Genomic DNA, 19,020 nt, shown 5'->3' with positions numbered 1-19,020 from the left:
CGAGGTGACCATGACCGACCTGCCGACCCGCTTCGTGCTGTTCCCGGGGCGGCACCACCTGCTGACCCGGTTCCAGGCCGACTACCTGAGCCGGCTCGCCGGCGACGAGGCCACTGTGGTCTGGGCGGTGACGTCGGCCAACCACGAGAACACCAGGCGCAACCCGGTCGCGTACCACAGGCGGGAGGCCGCGATCGAGCGGTTCAGCGTGCTGACCGGGTTGCGCTCGCTGGCCGTGCCGATCTTCGACACCGCGTACACCGACGCGTTCGCCGAGGTCACGCTCAAGAGCATCGCGGTGGCCACCGGACTCGAACTCACCCCCGCCGACACGGTGGTGGCCTGCTCCACGCCGGAGGTCGCCAAGCTGTACGAGCGGCTCGGCTTCGCGATCGCGCTGGTCGAGGCCGACCCGGACCTGCCCGAGACCCCGGAACGGCCGTGGGACGTGCTGCTGCGCCTGGCCGCCGGCGACGAGAGCTGGCGGACGCTCACCCACCCGGCGACTATCGACGTGTTCGAGCGCTACCGCCTGGTCGAGGCGATCCGGTCGGTGGTGAACGACCCGCTCGTCGGCGACGAGGGCGGCCTCACCGTCACCCGCGACTACCGCACCTACGTCGAGGCGTTCGCCTCGGCCGCGCAACGCAAGTGGGACTCGGTGCGCCGGTACGTGCAGCCCGGCCGCATCGTGGACATCGGCTGCGGCGCGGGCGCCGTCCTGGAACTGGCCGACCGGGAGGCCACGCTGCGGGAGAGCGACCTGATCGGCGTGGAGGTGGCCCGTCACCTCTACCAGGAGTGCCTGCACAAGAAGGCGCAGGGCGTGTTCCGCAACGCCAACGTCTACTTCTTCCACCGCAACGTCCTCGGCGGCGCGGTGTTCAAGGACCGCTCGGTCGACACCACGCTCACCTTCGCGCTGACCCACGAGATCTGGTCGTACGGGCGGCAGCGGGAGTCGCTGCTCCAGTTCGCCCGCCGCATCCACGACCACACGGTGCCGGGCGGCGTCTGGATCAACAGTGACGTGTGCGGGCCGGACGAGCCGGAGCGGCCGGTGATCCTGCGACTGACCGGCGACGACGGCGACAACCCGGCCTCGCCCCGCCGTGACCTGGCCGACCTGTCCTCGGCCGAGGTCCGGCGGTACGTCTCGGGACTGTCGACGCGGGCCCGGCTGGACCAGTTCGCCGTGGACTTCGCGTTCGGCTTCGCGTACGAACCACTGGCCGACGGCGCGGTCCGTCTCGGCCTGGGCGCGGCGATGGACTACCTGACCCGCAAGGACTACACCGACAACTGGCTGTCGGAGACCAGGGAGCAGTTCTGCGGCCTGAGCTTCGCCGACTGGTCGGAACTGCTCACCGAGGCCGGTTTCGAGATCGGCCCCGCGTCGGCGCCGGTCCGCAACGACTGGGTGATCGACAACCGGATCGCACCGGTCGCGTCCCTGACCGACCTGGACGGCCGGCCGCTGGACTGGCCGACCACCCACGTCCTCACCGTCGCCCACCGCCCGCGCAACGCCTGACCCGTGGGCGCCCACCGGACCGGCGGGCGCCCACGGGGTGCGGCTCAGTGGCTCAGCGCGATCCGTACCGCCAGGACGATCAGGATCAGCCCGGTCAGCCGCTCGATCACCAGTAGCACCGACGGCCGGGTCAGCCAGGGCTGCAACCGGTCGATGAGCAGGATGTAGCAGGCCCACCAGAGCACCGCGAGGCCGATGAACGTGGCGGCCAGCACCGCCGTACGGGCCGCCGCGCCGTCGCCGGGCTTGACGAACTGCGGCACGAACGAGACGTAGAAGACGACCACCTTGACGTTCAGCAGCTGGCTGGTGACGCCCATGACGAACGAGCGGCGGGCCACGTGCGGCTCGTCGGCGGCCGGGACGTCCTGAACCGGCGCGGCGGCCCCTGTGCCGGCCCCGCCCGCGCCGACCGGGACCGGCTGCGCCACCGGGGCGCTCCGGCGGGGCCGGGTGGCCCAGAGGATGGTGCCGCCCAGGTAGAGCAGGTACAGCGCACCGGCGACGCGCAGCACCGTGTAGAGCGCCGGCGAGGACACCAGCAGGGCGGACAGGCCTGCGGTGGCGAGCGAGGCGTGCACCAGCGCGGCGGCGAACAGCCCGGCCAGCACCACGAACCCGGCCCGCCGCCCGTACCGCACGGTCTGCCGGGTGACCAGGGCGAAGTCGACGCCCGGCACGATGATGATGAGCAGGCTCGCGGCGACGAAGCTGACGATCTGGATGTCAGACACGCTGCTCCTCCCTCGCCTCGACGGGGGCCGGGGCGGCCTCCTCGATGACCGAGACACCGCTGTCGCGGCGCGGCCCGTGCCGGCGCCACTGCTCGCGCAGCCGGATCCGGCCGTCCGGCAGCCGCTCGGGCCGCGACTCGCACTCGCCGACCACGATGCTGCCGTCGGTGAGCACCTCCACGTACGCGAAGCGCACCACGCCCTGCGCGTCGCAGGTGCCGGCGAGCCGGCCGTGCCGTACCGGGCCGCCGGAGATCTCCGCCCAGACCAGGTCGCCGCGCTGGTGGTAGTGGCCCCGCAGCGGGTCGGCGTCACCGGCGTGGTCGACGGAGACGAAGATCCGGTCGTCGTAGTCGAACGATGTCATCGCGCTCACGCCCATCGGGTGCTCAGGTAGTCGTCGCGGAACCGGCAGACCGTACGGCCGGCGATCGAGTTGAGGATCATCGCGCTGCGGATCGGCAGGATGCTCAGGTTGGAGTCGACGAGCCCCTGGACGTACCGCCCCCGGTTCAGCACGAAGATCTTGTGGTCGTCGGCGTGCTTCCACCGGATCGAGTAGTCCGACTCGATGACCGGTTCGCCGCGCTCGTCCAGGTCGATCAGCGCGGTCAGCTCCGGGTCGAAGGGCAGCGGCGCCTGCCGGCGCCCCGCCGCGACGACCAGGTTCACCGCCCGGTGCCGTTCCTCGCCGCTGCCGGCGGTCAGGCACTCCAGCTCGACCTCCCCGTCGAGCTGCCGGGCGCCGGTCACGGTACGGCTCGGCATGATCGTCACCGGGAACCGGCCGGTGCGCAGCCGTTCCTCGTAGTTGTGCTGGTAGATGCCGCGCAACGTGCCGGGGGAGATGCCGTCGCTGGTCAGGATCTGGCCGGAGACGAGGCGTTCCCGCACGTCCCGGGACAGGGTGAGGAACGCCTCCTGGTAGGCGGGCCGGTACAGGTCGTTCGCCGACGGCGAGTCCTCCAGCGGGGCGAACCACGACCGCCGTCCGATCCACCTGATGTCGCGGCACCCGCGGGCGAGCAGCGCCGCGACGCACTCCGCGCTGGTCTGGCCGCTGCCGATCACGATCCACGGCAGGTCCGGCTCGTCCGGCACGGTGGCGAGGCGCTGGTGCAGCTCGTCGGCGACGAACAGGTGGCGCGGGTCGAGGGCGTCCAGGAACTCCGGTACGAAGGGGACGGTTCCGCTGCCGAGCACCAGGTGCCGGGAGCGGGCGACCTCCGCACCGCCGCTGCGGCTGACCAGCGCGCCGTCGAACTCCACCCGGTCGACGCGGGTGCCGTACGTGATGCGCGGCAGCTGACCCGCCGCCCACACCAGGTACTGCTGGTACTCGATCCGGGGGATGGTGTCGAACCCGGCGCCCAGCAGGGCGTACACCCGGCCGGTGGTGACCAGGTAGTTGAGGAACGACAGCGGGTGGGTCGGGTCGTAGAGCGAGACAAGATCCTTGACCCAGCCGGTCTGCATGCGGACGCCGCTGTGCAGCATCCCGTCGTGCCAGCCCGGCCGGTCGCGGGCCTCGAACAGCGCGATGTCGTGCGGCGCGAGGGTGTCGTACATCGCCGCGAGGCTCAGGTTCGCCGGCCCGGCGCCGATTCCCACTGTGTGAAAGGTCTGCGTCATCAGTCTTCCTCTGTCTGGCCGTGGGGGACAGGGATCGCGGTTCGGGTGTTCAGCAGGGCGGTGGTGGCGAGCCGGCTGGCGGCCAGGACGGTCTTGGCGGCGCCGCCGCTGCCGCCGGTGAAGGTGTGCACCGCACCGGACACATGGCGCAGGGCCAGGCCGGCGGGGTCGCTGTAGCAGTCGGCGGCGCTCACCGGCGGGCCGGCCGGTCGCGGATCCAGGCCGGGCAGCCGCCGCGCGGCCACGGTCAGGACCCGTGCCGCCAGCGCGGCGTCCGGCTCCGGGGCCGGCGGGTCGACGTCCCACCTGTCGCTCGGCAGCCCGAGCAGCACCCGCCCCGGACCGGCCGGCCGGCCGTAGAGGCCGCTGGTCTCGTCCACGAAGCACGGCAGGTCGCCGCGGCCGGTGACGTGGTGGGCGTACTGGATGTGCTTGGTGCGCAGCGAGGCCGGCAGCCCGGCGGCGCGCAGCAGGCGCGGGGTCCAGGCCCCGGCGGCCACGACGACGAGGTCGCCGGTGAGCCGGCGGCCGTCGCGCAGCTCGACCACGCGGTCGTCGAGGCGCGCCACCGGTGTGGTCTCGGTCCGGCCGAGGCCACGCAGGACGGCCCGGCGCAGCCGGTCCGGATCGAGGTAGCCGGCCCGGTCCTCCCAGATCCCCACCGTGCCGTCCGGGAGCCCGGCGAAACCGAACCGCTGGGCGACCTCGCCCCGGGTCAGCACCTCGGCGCCGTCCACGCCGGCCGCCGACCCGGCGTCGAGCAGGTAGAGCGAGCCGGTCCGCCGCCACCCGGCCGCGGTCGCGAGGGACGGATCGGCCAGCAGTTCGGCGAGGCTCGCGGCGGCGAGGGACCGGGCGGCCGGATCGGGCTCGAACGCCCGCACCAGCCCACCGGACGCGGCCGTCGCGTCGGCGGGCCGCCCGTCCGGACCGCCGCCGTGCGGACCGATCAGGACCGCGTCGGCGCCCGCGTCCCGCAGCCGCCGGGCGAGCAGGACGCCGCTCACGCCCGCGCCGACGACGAGCACGCGCGGCTCACCCATCCGAACCCGCCGGTTCCGCGCCGCCGACGACGCCGAGCAGGCGGGCCGCCCGCTCCGGCGCACCGGGGTACGCGGCCAGCGCCGCCCGGACCGCGGTGGCCGGGTCGAAGTGCTCCGGCCGCAGCGCCTGCTCACCGCGCGTCAGCTCGGTGTCGGCGAGCATGCCGTCCAGCCCGGCGGTGGTTCCGGCGACTGTCGCGGCGTACCGGGCGGCGAACGCCTCGTACGCCTCCGGCCGGAAGTCCGACTCGTAGCTGTCCGGCCGGTCCCAGCTCAGGAACGCCCGGACCACCGCCGGGTCCTCGGTGGCGAGGAACTCGTGCGCCCAGATCGCGTGCTCGCGGCTGGTGGAGAACTTCGCGCCGGTGAGCCGGTAGAACTCGTTCACGACCAGCCCGGTCGGCCGGTCGGGCAGGCCGGCGGCCAGGTGCAGGGCCGGGATGAGCAGCGCGTAGTAGAACGCGTTGTCGACCCCCAGGAAGATCCACTGCTCGTCCACGTCCCGCCACGCGTCGAGGTACCCGGCCAGCGTGTCCGCGTCCGGCCGCAGGTGGCGGGCGGGCAGCACCAGGTTGGCCAGGGCCATCTCGGCCCAGACGTCGACGCGCAGGCCGTCGTCCCACTCGATGCCCCAGTCCGTCGGGTACGCCAGCGGCACCTCCGGCAGCCCGCCGTCGAGGTACGACGCGACGAGGCGCCGCAGCCGGGGCGGCAGCACCGCGCGCGACCAGAACTCGGCCAGCCGCTCCCGGTGCTCGTCGAGCCGCAGCACCGGGACCGTGTGCGTGACCGGTTCGGGCTCCGCCTCGCAGCAGGTCGAGCGCGCGCCGACGAGGTTCGCGGCGGTGCAGAACCCGCCGCAGCCCTCGCAGGTGCCGCCGTTCGCGCCGGCGCCGCAGGCCGGGCAGCGCCCGGCGACCCGCACGTGGTGCAGGGTCCGGCGGCAGGCCGCGCAGGCGCGCAGCGACACCGGGGCGACCTCCACCACCTTCGCCTCCACCAGTTCGGTGAGCAGGTGCGCCACCGCCCGGCGGTAGCCGGCGTCGGCAGACGGGTCGGCCATCACGTCGTACCGGATGCGCGCGGCGCGCAGCGCGGCGTGGATCGACGAGCCGTAGCGGGCGACGGTGTCGGCGGGAGTCTCGCCCCGCGCCTCCGCCCGGGCGAGCACGTAGTTCTGGTGCGCGTCCAGGCCGCACTGGGTCACCACCCGCCGGCCGGCGGCACGCAGCGCGCGGGCCGCGATGTCCCCGGCGACGTACGGGCCGCTGAGGTGCCCGAGGTGCAGTGGCCCGTTCGGCGTCGGTGGCGGCGTCACCACCAGCACCGCGCCGGTGGCGGCGTCAGTCACGGCCGGTTCCGTCGTCCGCGCCGGGCTGCGCCGAGTCGCCGGGCCGGGGCATCCAGTAGATGCTGAGGATGGTGAGCGGCTGCTCCGGCGAGGGGTTGTGGATGACGTGGCTCTGCTCGGGTTCGAGCAGGATCACGCCGCCGGTCGGCACCTCGACCTTCTCGCCACCCGCCTCGTAGATGGCCGTGCCGCGGGTCACCACGGCGAACTCGACCTCCGGGTGGATGTCCTCGCTGCTGCTGCCACCGGGCGGGATCACGCACCACATGGCGTCGAACGGCAACGGGCCGAGATCGCGGTACTGCGTCCAGCGGCCGATCCGGATGCCGTACTCGTCGGTGAGTTCGGCGGTGTCGCTGACGTACCTTCGCATGTTCGTCCTCCTGGTCGGCGCGCTGCCCGCCGGGCCCGCGCCGGACGGGTCTGAGGTTTGCGGAGAGTGACCGGAAGTGCTGCTTCTGCGACGCTGCACCGATGCCGGGAAGCGCCCGCCTCGTCGACCGTCGATTCGACTCCGGTCGATAGCGTCGGACCCACTGTGGACTTAACCTCGTCTGGCCAACAGGAGCTTCACCGGCAGATCACCGGCAATGTCGCTGCTGACTGCCCGCTCAGCGGCCGCGGCTTCGGTGGTCCACCGTCATGAATCCACCAGAACCGGTACGGAGACGACGCTGTGATCGGCTACATGGATACGTTGGGTCATGAGATCGCTACCGCACGGCGAATGGCCAACCTGACACAGGAGGAGTTGGCCGCCCGCACCGGACTGAGCGTCCGGAGCATCCGCAACCTGGAGTCGTCGCGGGTGACCCGTCCGCGGCCCGCGACCGTCCGGCTGCTCCGCGAGGTCCTCGGCCTGCCCGCCCACCCGGCGGTCGCGGCCCGGATCCGTCCCATGCAGCTGCCGCTGGAGATCCCCGGCTTCACCGGCCGTTCGGCACAACTGCGGCAACTCGACCGGCTGCTCGAAGGCGGGCCGCGGCGGATGTCGAGCGTGGTGGTGTGCGTGCTGTCCGGCCGGTCCGGCATCGGCAAGACGGCGCTGGCGCTGCGCTGGGCGCACCGGTCGGCCGCCCGGTTCGCCGACGGGGTGCTGCACGTCCAGCTCGGCGGCAGCGACCCGGTACGGCCGGCGGTGGCGCCGGCCGAGGCGCTCGGCGGCCTGATCGAGGCGCTCGACGTACCCGGTGGGGTCCCGTGCGGACCGGCGGCGCGCACCGGGCTCTACCGCAGCGCGCTCGCCGGACGCCGGATGCTCATCGTCCTCGACGACGCCCGCGACGCCGACCAGGTGCGGCCGCTGCTGCCCGGCGTACCCGGCTGCATGGTGGTCGTGACCAGCCGGCACCGCCTCACCGGCCTGGTCGTCGGCGAGGCCGCGTGCCCGGTCGTGGTCGACGAGCTGGCCGCCGGTGAGGCGTGGGACCTGCTGGCGGCGCGCCTCGGCGAGCGTCGCCTCACCGCCGAGCGCGCGGCGGTACGGGAGATCATCGCGCACTGCGCCGGTGTGCCCCGAGCGCTCGCCGTGGTGGCCGCCCGCGCGGCCGTCCAGCCCCGGCTGCCGCTGGCGGAGGTGGCCCGCCAGCTCCGGTGACGGACCGGGTGCCGCCTGTCAGCCCTGGTCGGCGCGGGTGCCGGCGCGCGCCGCGACGTGCGCCGGCACCGGCGTCGCCGGCGGCAGCGCCGGGTCGGTCACCGGCTGCTCCCAGCGCGCGACAAGCGGCAGCTCGCCGGCCCAGAGCCCGAGGGCGGCGTCCGGGCTGTCGCCGTCGTCCGGCGGTCCGCTGCGCGTCTTGACCGACGCCTCGGTCAGCGGAAGCGCCAGCAGCGCGGTGGCCGCCAGTTCCCGCCGGTTCGGTCGGCGGGCGTGGTCCCACTGGCCGGGGGCGACGTGCTCGGTCAGCAGCCGCAGGCCGTACACCTTCTCCTCGGCGTCGGTCACCCACCGGGGCCGGCCGTAGATCATCGCGCTGCGGTAGTTGATCCCGTGCTCGAACACCGAGCGCGCCAGGACCAGCCCGTCGACCACGGTGACCGTCACGCAGACCTCGGCGTCAGTGGTGAGGCTCCGGCTGGCCACCGAGCCGTGCAGATAGAGGTGCCTGTCGTCGAAGCCGTAGACGGTCGGCACGACCATCGGTCCGCCGTCGACGAGCACGCCCAGATGGCAGACGGCGGCGGCCCGGAGCACGTCGAACAGGGCGGCGCGGTCGCGGTGCCCCTTCTCCTTCATCCGGCGCAGGGTCGTACGCGGCGTCGCGGACAACCGCCCGTCGGTGTCGGTCATGACTGATCTCCTGTCGGCCCCGCCGTTTCTACCGGCTCGGGCCGCGCACCTCAAGGGTGCCGGGTCAGCGGACCTTCTTCGTCGGCCGTTTACGAGGAGGCGTCAGCAACTCGGCGATCGCCGAGATCGCGGACGGCACCAGGCGGTAGTACGCCCACACGCCCCGCTTCTCCCGCTCGATCAGGCCGGCCTCGGTGAGGATCCGGAGGTGATGGCTGACGGTCGGCTGGGAGAGACCGAGCGGCGCGGTGAGGTCGCTGACGGACGCCTCGCCCTCCGGCGCGGACTGGATCAGGCTGAGCAGGCGCAGCCGGGCCGGGTCGGCCAACGCCTTCAGGACGCCCGCGAGGCGTTCGGCGTCGGCACGCTTGATCGGCTCGCCGGTGAGCGGCGAGATGGCAGGGGTGGCAGTCTTCGCAGTTCCCACGCTTGCATCGTCGCACCAACGGCGGCCGCCCGCCGGTGCAATCAGGACCGGATCATCGTCGGTTACCACTACGGTGTCGACTGCAGTTCGGCGAGCAGCCGTTCCACCCGGGCGCGGATCTCGTCCCGGACGGGGCGTACCGCGTCGACGTCCTTGCCCGCGGGGTCGTCGAGCTTCCAGTCCTCGTACCGCTTGCCCGGGAAGACGGGGCACGCGTCGCCGCAGCCCATCGTGACGATGACGTCCGAGGACTCCGCCGTCTCGTACTCCAGGAGCCTGGGGGTCTGGCCGGTGATGTCGATACCGACCTCCCGCATGGCCTCGACGGCGGCCGGGTTGACCTGGCCGGCCGGCGCGCTGCCGGCGGAGCGCACCTCGACGGTGTCGCCGGCGAGGTGGCGCAGCCACCCGGCGGCCATCTGGGAACGGCCGGCGTTGTGCACGCAGACGAACAGGACGCTGGGCTTGCCGCTCATCGGGTCTCCCTGATACGGGTGGTTGCCGCGCGGCGTGCCGCAGCGCGGTCGGGGCGTCTCACGGCCGGGTGCCCGGCGCGGGGAACAGGCGGGCGCGGGCCCACAGCGACACGTAGACCAGGCCGACGAGGACCGGGACCTCGATCAGCGGGCCGACGACACCGGCGAGGGCCTGGCCGGAGGCGATCCCGAAGGTGCCGATCGCGACCGCGATGGCCAGTTCGAAGTTGTTGCCCGCCGCGGTGAACGCCAGGGTGGTGGTGCGTTCGTAGTTGAGACCGATGGCCCGGCCGAGCAGGTAGGAGCCGGCCCACATGAGGGCGAAGTAGGCCAGCAGCGGCAGAGCGATGCGGGCCACGTCGGCCGGCCGGTCGGTGATGGCCTCGCCCTGCAGGGCGAACAGCACGACGATGGTGAACAGCAGTCCGTACAGGGCGACGGGCCCGACCCTGGGCAGGAACCGCCGCTCGTACCAGTCGCGGCCCCTGGTGCGCTCGCCGAGGCGGCGGGAGAGGTAGCCGGCGAGCAGGGGGATGCCGAGGAAGACGAGTACGTTACCGGCGATGTCCCAGCCGGAGACATCCAGCGCGGCGCCGTCCAGACCCAGCCAGCCCGGCAGCACCGACAGGTAGAACCAGCCGAGCAGGCCGAAGGCGACGACCTGGAACACCGAATTGACGGCGACGAGGACCGCCGCTGCCTCCCGGTCGCCGCAGGCCAGGTCGTTCCAGATGATGACCATCGCGATGCAGCGGGCCAGGCCGACGATGATCAGACCGGTGCGGTACTCCGGCTGGTCGGCCAGGAACACCCAGGCCAGGGCGAACATGACGGCGGGACCGACGATCCAGTTGAGGACCAGCGACGAGACCAGGAGGCGCCGGTCACCGGTGACGGTGTCGAGGCGGTCGTAGCGGACCTTGGCCAGGACCGGATACATCATGATCAGCAGGCCGAGGGCGATGGGCAGGGAGATGCCACCGACCTCGACGGCGCCGAGAGCGTCGTCCAGGCCGGGGACGATCCGACCGAGCAGCAGACCGGCGACCATTGCCAGACCGATCCAGACCGGCAGGAACCGGTCGAGGCGCGACAGGCGTGCCACCACCGGCGTGGCATGGTCGGCTCTGGTGGCGGTGCTCATGGACGCTCCAGTGGGGTGTCGGTGTGGCGGCAACGGGGCTCGGGGGTGATCGGACCGCTCCCTCGAGGGCTACCGCTGCTCCGCGACGGCCGGCTCGATCGACAGCAGGCCGGCGAGCCGGCGCAGGATCTGCGGCCGCGCGCGGTAGTAGACCCAGGTGCCCCGCCGCTCGGCGTCCACCAGGCCCGCCTCGCGCAGCGTCTTGAGATGGTGGGAGATCGTCGGCCCGGTCAGGTCGAACGCCGGCGTCAGGTCGCACACGCACACCTCGCCGCCCTCGGCGGAGGCGATCATCGACATCAGCTGCAGCCGTACCGGATCGCCGAGGGCCTTGAACGCGGGCGCGAGCACCGCCGCGGTCTCGGCCGGGACACGGCGCTGCGCCAGCGAGGGGCAGCACGGCGCGTCGGCGCTGAGGTCGACGAGGGGGATCGGCGCCTGTTGCTTCGGCATGTCTCTAGGTTGACATCTATCTAATCAGCGTGCAAGTCTTTGTTTAGAACGACATCAAGACAGGGTGCCCGCCGGGGAGGGCGTCGTCACGCGGTGCCCGTCCGGCGGTCGTCGGCTCCGGCGCCTGCTAGGCTTCATCGTCGATCGGCGATAAACGATTGAAGGAGTGGTGGTGGGCGACCTCCTCGACCGCGACACCGCGCAGACCTACGCCTCGTGGTTCCGGGCGCTCGCGGACCCGACGCGGGTGCAGATCGTGGAGTACCTGGCCCGCCACGCCCGGCCGATGAGCGTGGGGGAACTCGTCGCCGCGGTCGGGCTCGCCCAGTCCACCGTCTCCCAGCACCTGAAAATCCTCACCGAGGTGCGGTTCGTGCTCGTCGAGCCGGTCGGCACCGCACGCCACTATCGCATCAACGACGCCTGTGTCGGCTGCTTCCCGTCCGCCGCCGACGTCGTGATGGGTCGCCCGGCGCCCGATCCGGTCGGAGTCTGCTGACGGCTGCCCGGTGGCGCGACGTGACGTCACCGCACCTGACTGATTCGAAAACTGTCAATACAGAGGAGTTCCCGATGAGTGTCCTGGACGAGTCGCCCGTCGTGGTGATCGGCGCGGGCCCGGTTGGTCTGGCCGCCGCCGCCCACCTGCGCGAGCGTGACCTGCCCTTCCTCGTCCTGGAGGCCGGTGACACCGCCGGCGCGGCCGTGCGGCAGTGGGGGCACGTGCGACTGTTCTCCCCGTGGCGGTACAACGTCGACCCGGCCGCCCGCCGGCTGCTCGACGACGCCGGCTGGGTCGCACCGGCCGGTGACGTCCTGCCCACCGGCGCAGAGCTGGTCACCGGCTACCTCCAGCCTCTCGCGGAGCTGCCGCAGCTCAAGCCCCACGTGCGCTACGGCGCGCGGGTAACGGCGATCAGCCGGCTCGGCCTGGACCGGCTGCGTACCGCCGGCCGCGAACAGACGCCGTTCCTGATCCGCCTCGCCGACGGCGAGGAGCTGCTGGCCCGCGCCGTCATCGACGCCTCCGGCACCTGGGGCACCCCCAACGTCCTCGGCGCCTCCGGCCTGCCCGCCCGGGGCGAGGAGGACGCGGCGGCGTTCCTCGACCACGCGCTGCCCGACGTGCTCGGCGGCGACCGGCACCGCTTCGCCGGCCGGCGCACCCTCGTCGTCGGCGCCGGCCACTCCGCCGCGAACACCCTGCTGTCGCTGGCCGAGCTGGCCACCGCCGAACCCGGCACCGAGGTGATCTGGGCGATCCGCTCGTCCAGCCCGGCCCGCACCTACGGCGGCGGAGACGCCGACGCCCTGCCCGCCCGCGGCGCGCTCGGCGCCCGGCTGCGTGACCACGTCGACGCCGGCCGCATCCGGCTGCTCACCGGCTTCTCCGTGCACGCCCTCACCCCGGCCGAGGGCCGGGTCGCCGTGGTCGTCCGTCACGCCGACGGCACCGACGAGTCCGTCACCGTGGACCGTGTCGTCGCCGCCACCGGCTTCCGCCCCGACCACTCGATCGCGGCCGAGCTGCGGCTGGACCTCGACCCGGTCATGGGCGCGACCCGCGCCCTCGCCCCGCTGATCGACCCGAACGAGCACTCCTGCGGCACCGTTCCCCCGCACGGTGCCGCCGAACTCGCGCACCCCGAGGCCGGCTACTACGCCGTCGGCATGAAGAGCTACGGCCGCGCACCGACGTTCCTCATGGCCACCGGATACGAGCAGGTCCGTTCCGTCGCCGCCGCTCTCGCCGGCGACTGGGACGCCGCCCGCGACGTCCAGCTCGACCTGCCCGAGACCGGCGTCTGCAACAGCAACCCCGCCGACTCCACCGGCACCGACGGCTGCTGCGGCCCCGACCCCGCGGCCCCGCCGGCCGCACAGGGGCTGGCGACCGGAATCTCCGGGGGCCTGCTCTCCGCACCGCTCAGCCTGGTCAGTCTCGACACCCCGGCCGGCGGCCAGGCCGGCATCTGCTGCACCAGCTGACGACCACCACGACGGTGCCCGCCGACCCCACCGTCGGTGGGCGCCACGGGTGGGCGCGCCGCCGCCGCTGCGATGCGTTCGGTACAGAGCGGAAGCGGCGGGTACGACGGCGAAGCCGGCTGATCTGCGACGCTCGTGAGCAGCCTCGATCCGGGCGGGCGAGGTCCGCCCGGGCGCCCTAGGCGAGCAGCGTCCGCAGCGCCTCGGCGAGGCCGGCGCCGGCGGTGACCGGCCGGGCGAAGGACAACCGGGTGTCGGTGTGACCGCCCGACCGCTCCGCGCGCAGCACGATGCCCTCGGCGTCGAGCGCGACCGGGACGATCCGCGTCCCGTCGGCGCCCCTGTCGACGAGCGTGCCGAGCCGGTCCAGGAGGTCGCCGTGGCACCGGGCCAGGTGCGCGAGGTGGGCGGCCTCGTCGACGGCGATCGGGTCCGGACGGGCGGCGCGGTACGTGCCGAGGTCCACCGCGACGGGCTCGGCGGCCCGGTCGAGGACGATCTCGTCCGGCGCGAGTGCCCACAGCGCCACCGGCGGCAGATCCAGCAGCGACATCACGGTGGCCGGGTCGCAGGCGTCGAGCGCGGCCGGGTCGAAGCGGCGGGCGGTGCCGACGATCCGCAGCCGGGCGCGCACCCGGGAGCGCACGGCGACCGGGGCGAGGTGGGTCACGTCGAGGCGTACCGCACCGCTGTGGCCGCGCGCGGCGACCAGCAGGCCACCGGTGCGGCTCATCGCGTCGACCGCGAGCACGATCGTGCCGTCGGGGAGGACGGCGTGGGCGGAGAGGAGATCGGCGGTGGTGTCGCCGAGCGTCAGCCGCACCGAGGAGGCGGCGCTCAGCACGCACCGGGCGGAGACGGCGTCGCGGGGCGTGGCGGGAAGCGCCGACGGCCCTGCGGTGACCGGGGCGACGCCGGCCGACGGGGCCGGGCGCCCGGCGGGGTGCAACGCCATGTCTGTCTCCTCGGCCGGGAAGGGGTGAAGTCGGCCCAGGTCAGACGGTAGTAGGTAAGGCTTACCTGTGCAACGGCGGGTCGGATGCCGCACATGCCGTACGGGTCACGACGGTGGCGCCGTGACCCGTACGGGCGTGGTGTCCGGTTCGTCAGGCGGGCTGATAGGTCAGGCAGTCGCTGACCGTGGCGCCCGGCCCGACCGTGATCGACTCGGCGGTGCAGGCGAGGTTGGTGTTGTACACGCACTCGGCCCGCGCACAGGCGCCGACCGCGCCGGTGACCTCGGCGATCCCGCCGCTGAGCGAGGACTCGACGAACGTCGCGCAGGAGGCCGCGTCGGCGGACGCCGCCACGGTGATCGCGGGAGCGTGACAGCCGTTGTCGTTGAAGCTGCACGCGGTGGCGGCGCATTCACGTACCGGCGGAGACTGCAACAGGGTCTTCATGGTGCCTCCAAGTCATGCGGGCCGGCGGACACGAACGGCCGGCCTCGTGGTGCTCGAATGCCATCGGGTATTTGCCGGGCGGTCCGGTCCGCAAACCCGTCCGCCGTCAGTGAGGATCATGCTCACCTTAACAACGGAATGCGGGGTTGGCGGCCGTAAGCAGTCGTTTCCGCGCCGAGTCCCGGACCGGCGAAGATGAGCCTTACCTTGGTTAGGGAAGGCTTTCTTTCCAGGTGGGGAGATGTCTTTCTCCGCCCGCTTCGGGCGCTACAGGGCGGCCGGCGCAGCACCTCTGAGCAGCCACGAAGCCGACCGGCCGGTGCCGGGACCGTCATCCGGAACAGCGGGCGGTAATCGTCTCCGCCGCCCGCATCGGAATCGAGACCCGGGGTGCCGATTCGAAATCGGCGGCGCCGGTCAGCGGGCCGGGGACGGCGGCAGCTCGGCGGCGTTCGGATTACCCATTCCGTGGTCCCGCGCCCGGGCTATCGCCTCGGCGCGGCTGCCGAGACGGAGTTTGACCAGAATGGCGGAGACGTTGTTCCGTACGGTCTTGGCGCTCAGCCCGAGCCGGTGCGCGATGAGCGGGTTCGACAGGCCCCGGGCGAGCAGGCCGAGCACCTCGCGTTCCCGGTCGGTCAGTTCCGGGAACGGGCCGTCGGCGCGGGCGCCCAGCAGGGCGGCGGCGCGGTCGGCGAGCGGGCCGCCGAGGACCAGGTCGCCGCCGGCCACACCCCGGATGCCGCGCTCCACGTCCGCGGCCGAGGCCCCCTTGAGCACGTATCCACGCGCTCCGGCACGTACCGCGGCGACGAGTGAGGCGTCGTCGTTGAGCATGGTCACCACCAGCACCCGGACCTCCGGGTGGTCACGGCTCAACGCCCGGGTGGCCTCGATCCCGGACCCCGGCCCGAGATGGAGGTCCATCAGCACCACGTCCGGCCGGGTGCTGCCGACCAGCGCCCGGGCCTCGGACGCGTCGGCGGCCTCGCCGACGCACTCGATGCCGTCGAGGGTGTCCAGCAGCGCGCTCATGCCGAGCCGGAAGACCGGGTGGTCGTCCACCACGACGACGCGGATCGGGCGGTCGGTCACCGGCACTCCAGGGGGACGGTCAGGCAGACGGTGGTGCCACGGGAGGGGGCCGGCCCGACGGTCAGCGTCGCGCCGACCGCCTGCGCCCGTTCCCGCATGGCGTGCAGCCCCACGCCGGGGCGGACCGGCCCGGCGGCCACGCCCCGGCCCTCGTCGGTGACGGTGACCCGGAGCAGGTCCGGTCGCCGGTCCAGCGACACGGTGCAGGTGTCCACCCCGGCGTGCCGGTGCACGTTGCGCACCGCCTCGGCGGTGACGCCGTACGCGGCGGTGGCGACCCTCTCCGGCAGCGGGTCCAGCGAGGCGGGTGCGCGCATCACGATCCGCAGCCCGGCCCGCGCGTACTGGGTGCGCAGCAGGTCCAGGGCGGGACGCAGCCCGCCGTCGGCGAGCACCGGCGGCAGCAGCCCGTGCGCCAGCTCCCGCACCTCCGCCGCCCGTGCGGTCAGCTCCTCGGTCAGCCGGTCCAGCAGATCCTCGGCCCGGTCCGGGTCGCGGCGCAGCAGGTTGCGGGTGGCGGCCAGGCCCAGCCCGATGCCGCTGAGCGCCGGCCCGAGGCCGTCGTGCAGGTCCCGGCGCAGCGAGCGGCGCTCCTCGTCGCGTACCTCCGCCAGCCGTTGCCGCGACCGGGCCAGGTCCCGGTTCGTGCCGGCGAGGTCCACCATCGCGGCGACCACCGGGGCGAGGACGGCGAGCGCCTCCCCGGCCCGGTCGTCCAGCAGTTCGCCGGGCCGGGGCCAGGCGTGCAGGTGGCCGACCAGCCGGTCGCCGCGGACCAGTGGCACGGTGACCGGCGGCCCGCCCTCGTGCGGCGGCGGCTGCGGCCCGTCCTCGGTGATCCGCACGTCGGCCAGCCGCAGCGCGGTGGCCACCGTCGCGCCGATGTCGGTCGTGCTGCCGCCGCTGCGCACCACCCGGTGCAGCAGGAGTTCGGGCGGCTCGCCGTGCACGAGCCCGTCCACGCGTCGCTGCACGAGCGCGCGGACCGGCTGGAAGGCCGCCGCTATCACGCCGGTGACCAGCAGTTGCGGCAGCGGCGCGGCGTGCGGCAGCAGCCGGTCGGACACGGCGACCGCCGCGCAGTAGGCGGCGATCACCGTCGCGGTCATCAGGTACCAGACCAGGGTGCGCCGGACGGCCAGCCGCAGGCCCCACAACTGCTGGCGCAGCACCACCACTGCCACCGCCGCGGGGAAGAACGCCTGGGAGGCGAGCATCAGCAGCGCGGGCGCGGCCGGCGGCACCACCGCCGGTGGCAGAAGCGTGGCCAGGAAGGCCAGGGTGAGCAACGCGCTGCCCGCTGTCACCCAGCCGAGGCCGTTGCGCCGCGCGGGCTCCCCGCGCCGCCACCGCCACGCGACGCCGGCGGCGGCGAGCGCGCCGAGCCCGACCAGCGCGTACGGCAGGACGGGGGACAACTGTCGCAGCAGCGCGGCGCGGGCGTCGCGCAGCTCCGGCGTCAGCGGCACCACTCCCACCGGCGGCGGCGCGGTGGCGAGGACGGCCACCGTCAGCGCCACGTATCCGAGGCCGATGGCGACAGCGACCCGGTCGAGCCGGCTCGGCGGCCGCTCGGGCAGCAGCCAGGGCATGACCACGACGAGCGAGTAGAGGCCGGGCACCCAGGCCCACTGGTGCACTGCGGTCAGCAGCGGCGGCCCACCGACAGCGAGCTGCCACTGGGCGCAGCACGCGGCGAGTGCGCCGCCGAGCGCCGCCGCCGTGGCGATCCACCCCGGAAGCCGGCTGCCGCTGCGCCGGCGGCTCAGGATCAGCCATGCCGCCGCGCCGTAGACGACGCCGTCGAGCAGGTCGACGAGCGAGTAGAGCTGGGCGGCGGTGAACGGGGGAGTCGCCACCGCCCAGCCGGCGACCGCGCCGAGCGTGAGCACGCCGGTGGCGACGAGGACGGCCCAGGCCGTTCGACGCGGAGTGAGGAGTTCGTCACGCATGTCGGGTCCACTGTGTCAGGCCGGGAGGCGTCGGGGGACCACCTGAACGGCGTGAGCCGGATGGCGGGCCGGGCGGTGCGCGGGCCCGCCGTACCGTTCCCGCGCCGGCGCGGCCCGCCGCCGTCACCCTGCGGGCGGCGGTGTCCCGGCGGCCAGGGGCGGATGTCCCGGTCCGGCCGGGACGGGGGGATCGGCCGTGCGGTGCGGCGACGGCGTCCCGGGCCGGACGGGATCGGCGTCCCTGGCGGGCCGGGACGCCGCGCCGGTTGACTGCCGGGCATGACCGAGAACACGCCGGACCACATCCCGGCCCACGTCAAGAACTCCTACGTCAACTGCTCCGAGTACAGCCGGGCGCCCCGGCTCACGCCGCCGCCCGCTGACGCCCGAGGCGACGCCGTGGTGCTGTCGCTCCGCCCGGCCGCGCCGGCCGCTCCGCCCGTCGAGGTCACCCGGTGACGCTGGCCGCCGCGCCGGGCCTGCTCCCCGCCTGGCGGGAGTGGCTCGCCGAGAACCTGGCGATGGGCGTCGCCGCCGGGCAGGCCCGCGCGGCGGCCGTCGCCGCCGGCGCGGACGCCGACGCCGTCGACGCGGAGCTGGCCACGCTCGCCGGCCACCCGTACTTCGCCGTGTGCCGGCGGCTCGCGCTTCGCTACGACTGGATGGAGTCGGTGCTGGACACCTACCGGGTGCTGCGCGAGGACGACGGGGGCCGTGTCCTGGAGCGCCGGTCCGACCCCGGCGCCGAGGAGTTCTTCGCCCGCTACTACTACGGCAACCGGCCGGTAGTGCTCGACGGCCTGATGGAGGACTGGCCCGCGCGGGACTGGACCACGGCCCGGATGGCCCGCAGGTGCCCGGACGCGGTCGTCGAGGTGATGACCGGCCGCGAGGCGAACCCCGACCACGCCTGGCAGTACGACAGGCACCGCACCACCATGCCGTTCGCGGACTACGTGGCGCTGCTGGACTCCGGCGCGCGGACGAACGACTACTACATGGTGCCGCGCAACGAGAACTGGAACGGCGCGCTGCGGGCGCTCGCCGCCGACGTGCGGCCGCCGGCGCACCTCGTCGACCCGGCCGGTGGCGGGCACCTGCTGCTGGGGCCGGCCGGTACCGTGACGCCGTTGCACGTGGACAACAGCACCGTGCTGCTCTGCCAGGTGCTCGGCCGCAAGCACGTCCGGCTGGTGCCGTCGTACCAGCGGCACCTCGTCTATCCCCGCGGCGGGACGTTCAGTGCGGTGGACGCGGCACGACCGGACCTCGACCGGCATCCCCGGTACGCCGAGGCGACGGTGCTGGAGACGGTGCTCGAACCGGGGCAGATGCTGCTGGTGCCGGTCGGCTGGTGGCACTGGGTGCACGCGCTGGACGTCAGCGCCACCGTCACGTTCCACCACTTCCGGGTGCCCGGCCGGAACCATCGGATGGCCACGCCGCCGGCGGCCGGTGCCGAGGCCGTGTAGCGAGCATCACACTCCAGCCACAGTG

21 protein-coding genes are annotated in these 19,020 nt (G+C 73.9%); 6 read left to right on the top strand and 15 right to left on the bottom strand.

What is annotated here, in order from left to right:
* Positions 1-10 precede the first annotated feature (10 nt).
* Positions 11-1,534 (top strand): class I SAM-dependent methyltransferase, encoded by a 1,524-nt coding sequence (locus tag O7546_RS17690; RefSeq protein ID WP_281599520.1) that lies wholly within the window; start codon positions 11-13, stop codon positions 1,532-1,534.
* Positions 1,535-1,578: 44 nt separating this feature from the next.
* Here O7546_RS17690 and O7546_RS17685 read toward each other — a convergent pair whose 3' ends face one another.
* The 6 genes from O7546_RS17685 to O7546_RS17660 are packed head-to-tail and all read right to left on the bottom strand — an operon-like array spanning position 1,579 to position 6,667.
* A complete protein-coding gene (locus O7546_RS17685) occupies positions 1,579-2,268 on the bottom strand; it encodes a LysE family translocator (protein ID WP_281599518.1) in 690 nt (229 codons plus the stop codon).
* Positions 2,261-2,650 carry a hypothetical protein gene (locus tag O7546_RS17680; RefSeq protein WP_194802802.1) on the bottom strand — a complete coding sequence of 130 codons (390 nt, stop codon included), beginning with the start codon at positions 2,648-2,650 and terminating at the stop codon, positions 2,261-2,263. The genes O7546_RS17685 and O7546_RS17680 overlap by 8 nt, the downstream gene beginning before the upstream one ends.
* Complete coding sequence (locus tag O7546_RS17675; protein WP_194802803.1) at positions 2,641-3,900, bottom strand: SidA/IucD/PvdA family monooxygenase; 1,260 nt, start codon at positions 3,898-3,900, stop codon at positions 2,641-2,643. The genes O7546_RS17680 and O7546_RS17675 overlap by 10 nt, the downstream gene beginning before the upstream one ends.
* On the bottom strand, positions 3,900-4,943 hold the full coding sequence (locus tag O7546_RS17670; protein ID WP_194802804.1) for an FAD-binding oxidoreductase: 1,044 nt from the start codon (positions 4,941-4,943) through the stop codon (positions 3,900-3,902). Before O7546_RS17670 ends, O7546_RS17675 begins: the two co-directional genes overlap by 1 nt.
* Positions 4,936-6,294 (bottom strand): class I tRNA ligase family protein, encoded by a 1,359-nt coding sequence (locus O7546_RS17665; RefSeq protein WP_194802805.1) that lies wholly within the window; start codon positions 6,292-6,294, stop codon positions 4,936-4,938. The genes O7546_RS17670 and O7546_RS17665 overlap by 8 nt, the downstream gene beginning before the upstream one ends.
* Positions 6,287-6,667 (bottom strand): cupin domain-containing protein, encoded by a 381-nt coding sequence (locus O7546_RS17660; protein ID WP_281599511.1) that lies wholly within the window; start codon positions 6,665-6,667, stop codon positions 6,287-6,289. The genes O7546_RS17665 and O7546_RS17660 overlap by 8 nt, the downstream gene beginning before the upstream one ends.
* 354 nt (positions 6,668-7,021) lie before the next feature.
* Here O7546_RS17660 and O7546_RS17655 point away from each other — a divergent pair, with 354 nt between their 5' ends.
* Positions 7,022-7,891 (top strand): NB-ARC domain-containing protein, encoded by an 870-nt coding sequence (locus O7546_RS17655; protein ID WP_281599509.1) that lies wholly within the window; start codon positions 7,022-7,024, stop codon positions 7,889-7,891.
* 18 nt (positions 7,892-7,909) lie between these two features.
* Here O7546_RS17655 and O7546_RS17650 read toward each other — a convergent pair whose 3' ends face one another.
* The 5 genes from O7546_RS17650 to O7546_RS17630 all read right to left on the bottom strand — a co-directional run bounded on the left by O7546_RS17650 (position 7,910) and on the right by O7546_RS17630 (position 11,084).
* On the bottom strand, positions 7,910-8,584 hold the full coding sequence (locus O7546_RS17650; protein WP_194802808.1) for a pyridoxamine 5'-phosphate oxidase family protein: 675 nt from the start codon (positions 8,582-8,584) through the stop codon (positions 7,910-7,912).
* A 64-nt stretch (positions 8,585-8,648) separates the two neighbouring features.
* Entirely contained in the window at positions 8,649-9,011 is a 363-nt protein-coding gene (locus O7546_RS17645) for a metalloregulator ArsR/SmtB family transcription factor (protein ID WP_135240741.1), read from the bottom strand.
* A 68-nt stretch (positions 9,012-9,079) separates the two neighbouring features.
* Positions 9,080-9,487, bottom strand: coding sequence for an arsenate reductase ArsC (locus O7546_RS17640; protein ID WP_194802809.1), 408 nt, complete (start codon positions 9,485-9,487; stop codon positions 9,080-9,082).
* Positions 9,488-9,545: 58 nt separating this feature from the next.
* The gene (arsB, locus tag O7546_RS17635) at positions 9,546-10,631 is read right to left on the bottom strand and encodes an ACR3 family arsenite efflux transporter (RefSeq protein ID WP_194802810.1); all 1,086 of its coding nucleotides are present in this window, start codon (positions 10,629-10,631) and stop codon (positions 9,546-9,548) included.
* Positions 10,632-10,700: 69 nt separating this feature from the next.
* Positions 10,701-11,084: a metalloregulator ArsR/SmtB family transcription factor gene (locus tag O7546_RS17630; RefSeq protein ID WP_281599504.1), complete on the bottom strand. Its 384-nt coding sequence runs from the start codon at positions 11,082-11,084 to the stop codon at positions 10,701-10,703.
* A 169-nt stretch (positions 11,085-11,253) separates the two neighbouring features.
* Here O7546_RS17630 and O7546_RS17625 point away from each other — a divergent pair, with 169 nt between their 5' ends.
* Both O7546_RS17625 and O7546_RS17620 read left to right on the top strand, forming a co-directional pair.
* Positions 11,254-11,583, top strand: a complete 330-nt coding sequence (locus tag O7546_RS17625) for a metalloregulator ArsR/SmtB family transcription factor (RefSeq protein WP_194802812.1) — start codon at positions 11,254-11,256, stop codon at positions 11,581-11,583.
* A 74-nt stretch (positions 11,584-11,657) separates the two neighbouring features.
* Complete coding sequence (locus tag O7546_RS17620; RefSeq protein WP_194802813.1) at positions 11,658-13,073, top strand: FAD-dependent oxidoreductase; 1,416 nt, start codon at positions 11,658-11,660, stop codon at positions 13,071-13,073.
* A 178-nt stretch (positions 13,074-13,251) separates the two neighbouring features.
* Here the strand turns inward: O7546_RS17620 and O7546_RS17615 are convergent, their stop codons facing one another.
* The 4 genes from O7546_RS17615 to O7546_RS17600 all read right to left on the bottom strand — a co-directional run bounded on the left by O7546_RS17615 (position 13,252) and on the right by O7546_RS17600 (position 17,523).
* On the bottom strand, positions 13,252-14,028 hold the full coding sequence (locus O7546_RS17615) for a DUF2470 domain-containing protein (RefSeq protein WP_194802814.1): 777 nt from the start codon (positions 14,026-14,028) through the stop codon (positions 13,252-13,254).
* 151 nt (positions 14,029-14,179) lie between these two features.
* Positions 14,180-14,476: a DUF1540 domain-containing protein gene (locus O7546_RS17610; RefSeq protein ID WP_135240735.1), complete on the bottom strand. Its 297-nt coding sequence runs from the start codon at positions 14,474-14,476 to the stop codon at positions 14,180-14,182.
* A 417-nt stretch (positions 14,477-14,893) separates the two neighbouring features.
* A complete protein-coding gene (locus O7546_RS17605; RefSeq protein ID WP_269697205.1) occupies positions 14,894-15,571 on the bottom strand; it encodes a response regulator transcription factor in 678 nt (225 codons plus the stop codon).
* Positions 15,568-17,523 carry a sensor histidine kinase gene (locus O7546_RS17600; RefSeq protein WP_194802815.1) on the bottom strand — a complete coding sequence of 652 codons (1,956 nt, stop codon included), beginning with the start codon at positions 17,521-17,523 and terminating at the stop codon, positions 15,568-15,570. The genes O7546_RS17605 and O7546_RS17600 overlap by 4 nt, the downstream gene beginning before the upstream one ends.
* 279 nt (positions 17,524-17,802) lie before the next feature.
* On the opposite strand from O7546_RS17600, the gene O7546_RS17595 reads away from it, so the two are divergent.
* Together O7546_RS17595 and O7546_RS17590 are read left to right on the top strand one after the other, a co-directional pair.
* A complete protein-coding gene (locus O7546_RS17595; RefSeq protein ID WP_194802816.1) occupies positions 17,803-17,982 on the top strand; it encodes a hypothetical protein in 180 nt (59 codons plus the stop codon).
* Entirely contained in the window at positions 17,979-18,995 is a 1,017-nt protein-coding gene (locus O7546_RS17590) for a cupin-like domain-containing protein (protein ID WP_281599498.1), read from the top strand. Before O7546_RS17595 ends, O7546_RS17590 begins: the two co-directional genes overlap by 4 nt.
* The last annotated feature ends 25 nt before the right edge of the window (positions 18,996-19,020 follow it).

The organism is Micromonospora sp. WMMA1976 (assembly GCF_027497335.1).
GTDB classification, from domain to species: domain Bacteria; phylum Actinomycetota; class Actinomycetes; order Mycobacteriales; family Micromonosporaceae; genus Micromonospora; species Micromonospora aurantiaca.
This window is presented reverse-complemented; position numbering and strand designations above follow the sequence as displayed.

Bases quoted from the DNA above. Each gene is read 5' to 3' on its own strand.
- O7546_RS17690 (WP_281599520.1), top strand. From the start codon at position 11: ATGACCGACCTGCCGACCCGCTTCGTGCTGTTCCCGGGGCGGCACCAC.
- O7546_RS17680 (WP_194802802.1), bottom strand. From the start codon at position 2,650: ATGGGCGTGAGCGCGATGACATCGTTCGACTACGACGACCGGATCTTC.
- O7546_RS17675 (WP_194802803.1), bottom strand. From the start codon at position 3,900: ATGACGCAGACCTTTCACACAGTGGGAATCGGCGCCGGGCCGGCGAAC.
- O7546_RS17670 (WP_194802804.1), bottom strand. From the start codon at position 4,943: ATGGGTGAGCCGCGCGTGCTCGTCGTCGGCGCGGGCGTGAGCGGCGTC.
- O7546_RS17660 (WP_281599511.1), bottom strand. From the start codon at position 6,667: ATGCGAAGGTACGTCAGCGACACCGCCGAACTCACCGACGAGTACGGC.
- O7546_RS17655 (WP_281599509.1), top strand. From the start codon at position 7,022: ATGGCCAACCTGACACAGGAGGAGTTGGCCGCCCGCACCGGACTGAGC.
- O7546_RS17650 (WP_194802808.1), bottom strand. From the start codon at position 8,584: ATGACCGACACCGACGGGCGGTTGTCCGCGACGCCGCGTACGACCCTG.
- O7546_RS17640 (WP_194802809.1), bottom strand. From the start codon at position 9,487: ATGAGCGGCAAGCCCAGCGTCCTGTTCGTCTGCGTGCACAACGCCGGC.
- arsB (WP_194802810.1), bottom strand. From the start codon at position 10,631: ATGAGCACCGCCACCAGAGCCGACCATGCCACGCCGGTGGTGGCACGC.
- O7546_RS17630 (WP_281599504.1), bottom strand. From the start codon at position 11,084: ATGCCGAAGCAACAGGCGCCGATCCCCCTCGTCGACCTCAGCGCCGAC.
- O7546_RS17620 (WP_194802813.1), top strand. From the start codon at position 11,658: ATGAGTGTCCTGGACGAGTCGCCCGTCGTGGTGATCGGCGCGGGCCCG.
- O7546_RS17615 (WP_194802814.1), bottom strand. From the start codon at position 14,028: ATGGCGTTGCACCCCGCCGGGCGCCCGGCCCCGTCGGCCGGCGTCGCC.
- O7546_RS17610 (WP_135240735.1), bottom strand. From the start codon at position 14,476: ATGAAGACCCTGTTGCAGTCTCCGCCGGTACGTGAATGCGCCGCCACC.
- O7546_RS17600 (WP_194802815.1), bottom strand. From the start codon at position 17,523: ATGCGTGACGAACTCCTCACTCCGCGTCGAACGGCCTGGGCCGTCCTC.
- O7546_RS17595 (WP_194802816.1), top strand. From the start codon at position 17,803: ATGACCGAGAACACGCCGGACCACATCCCGGCCCACGTCAAGAACTCC.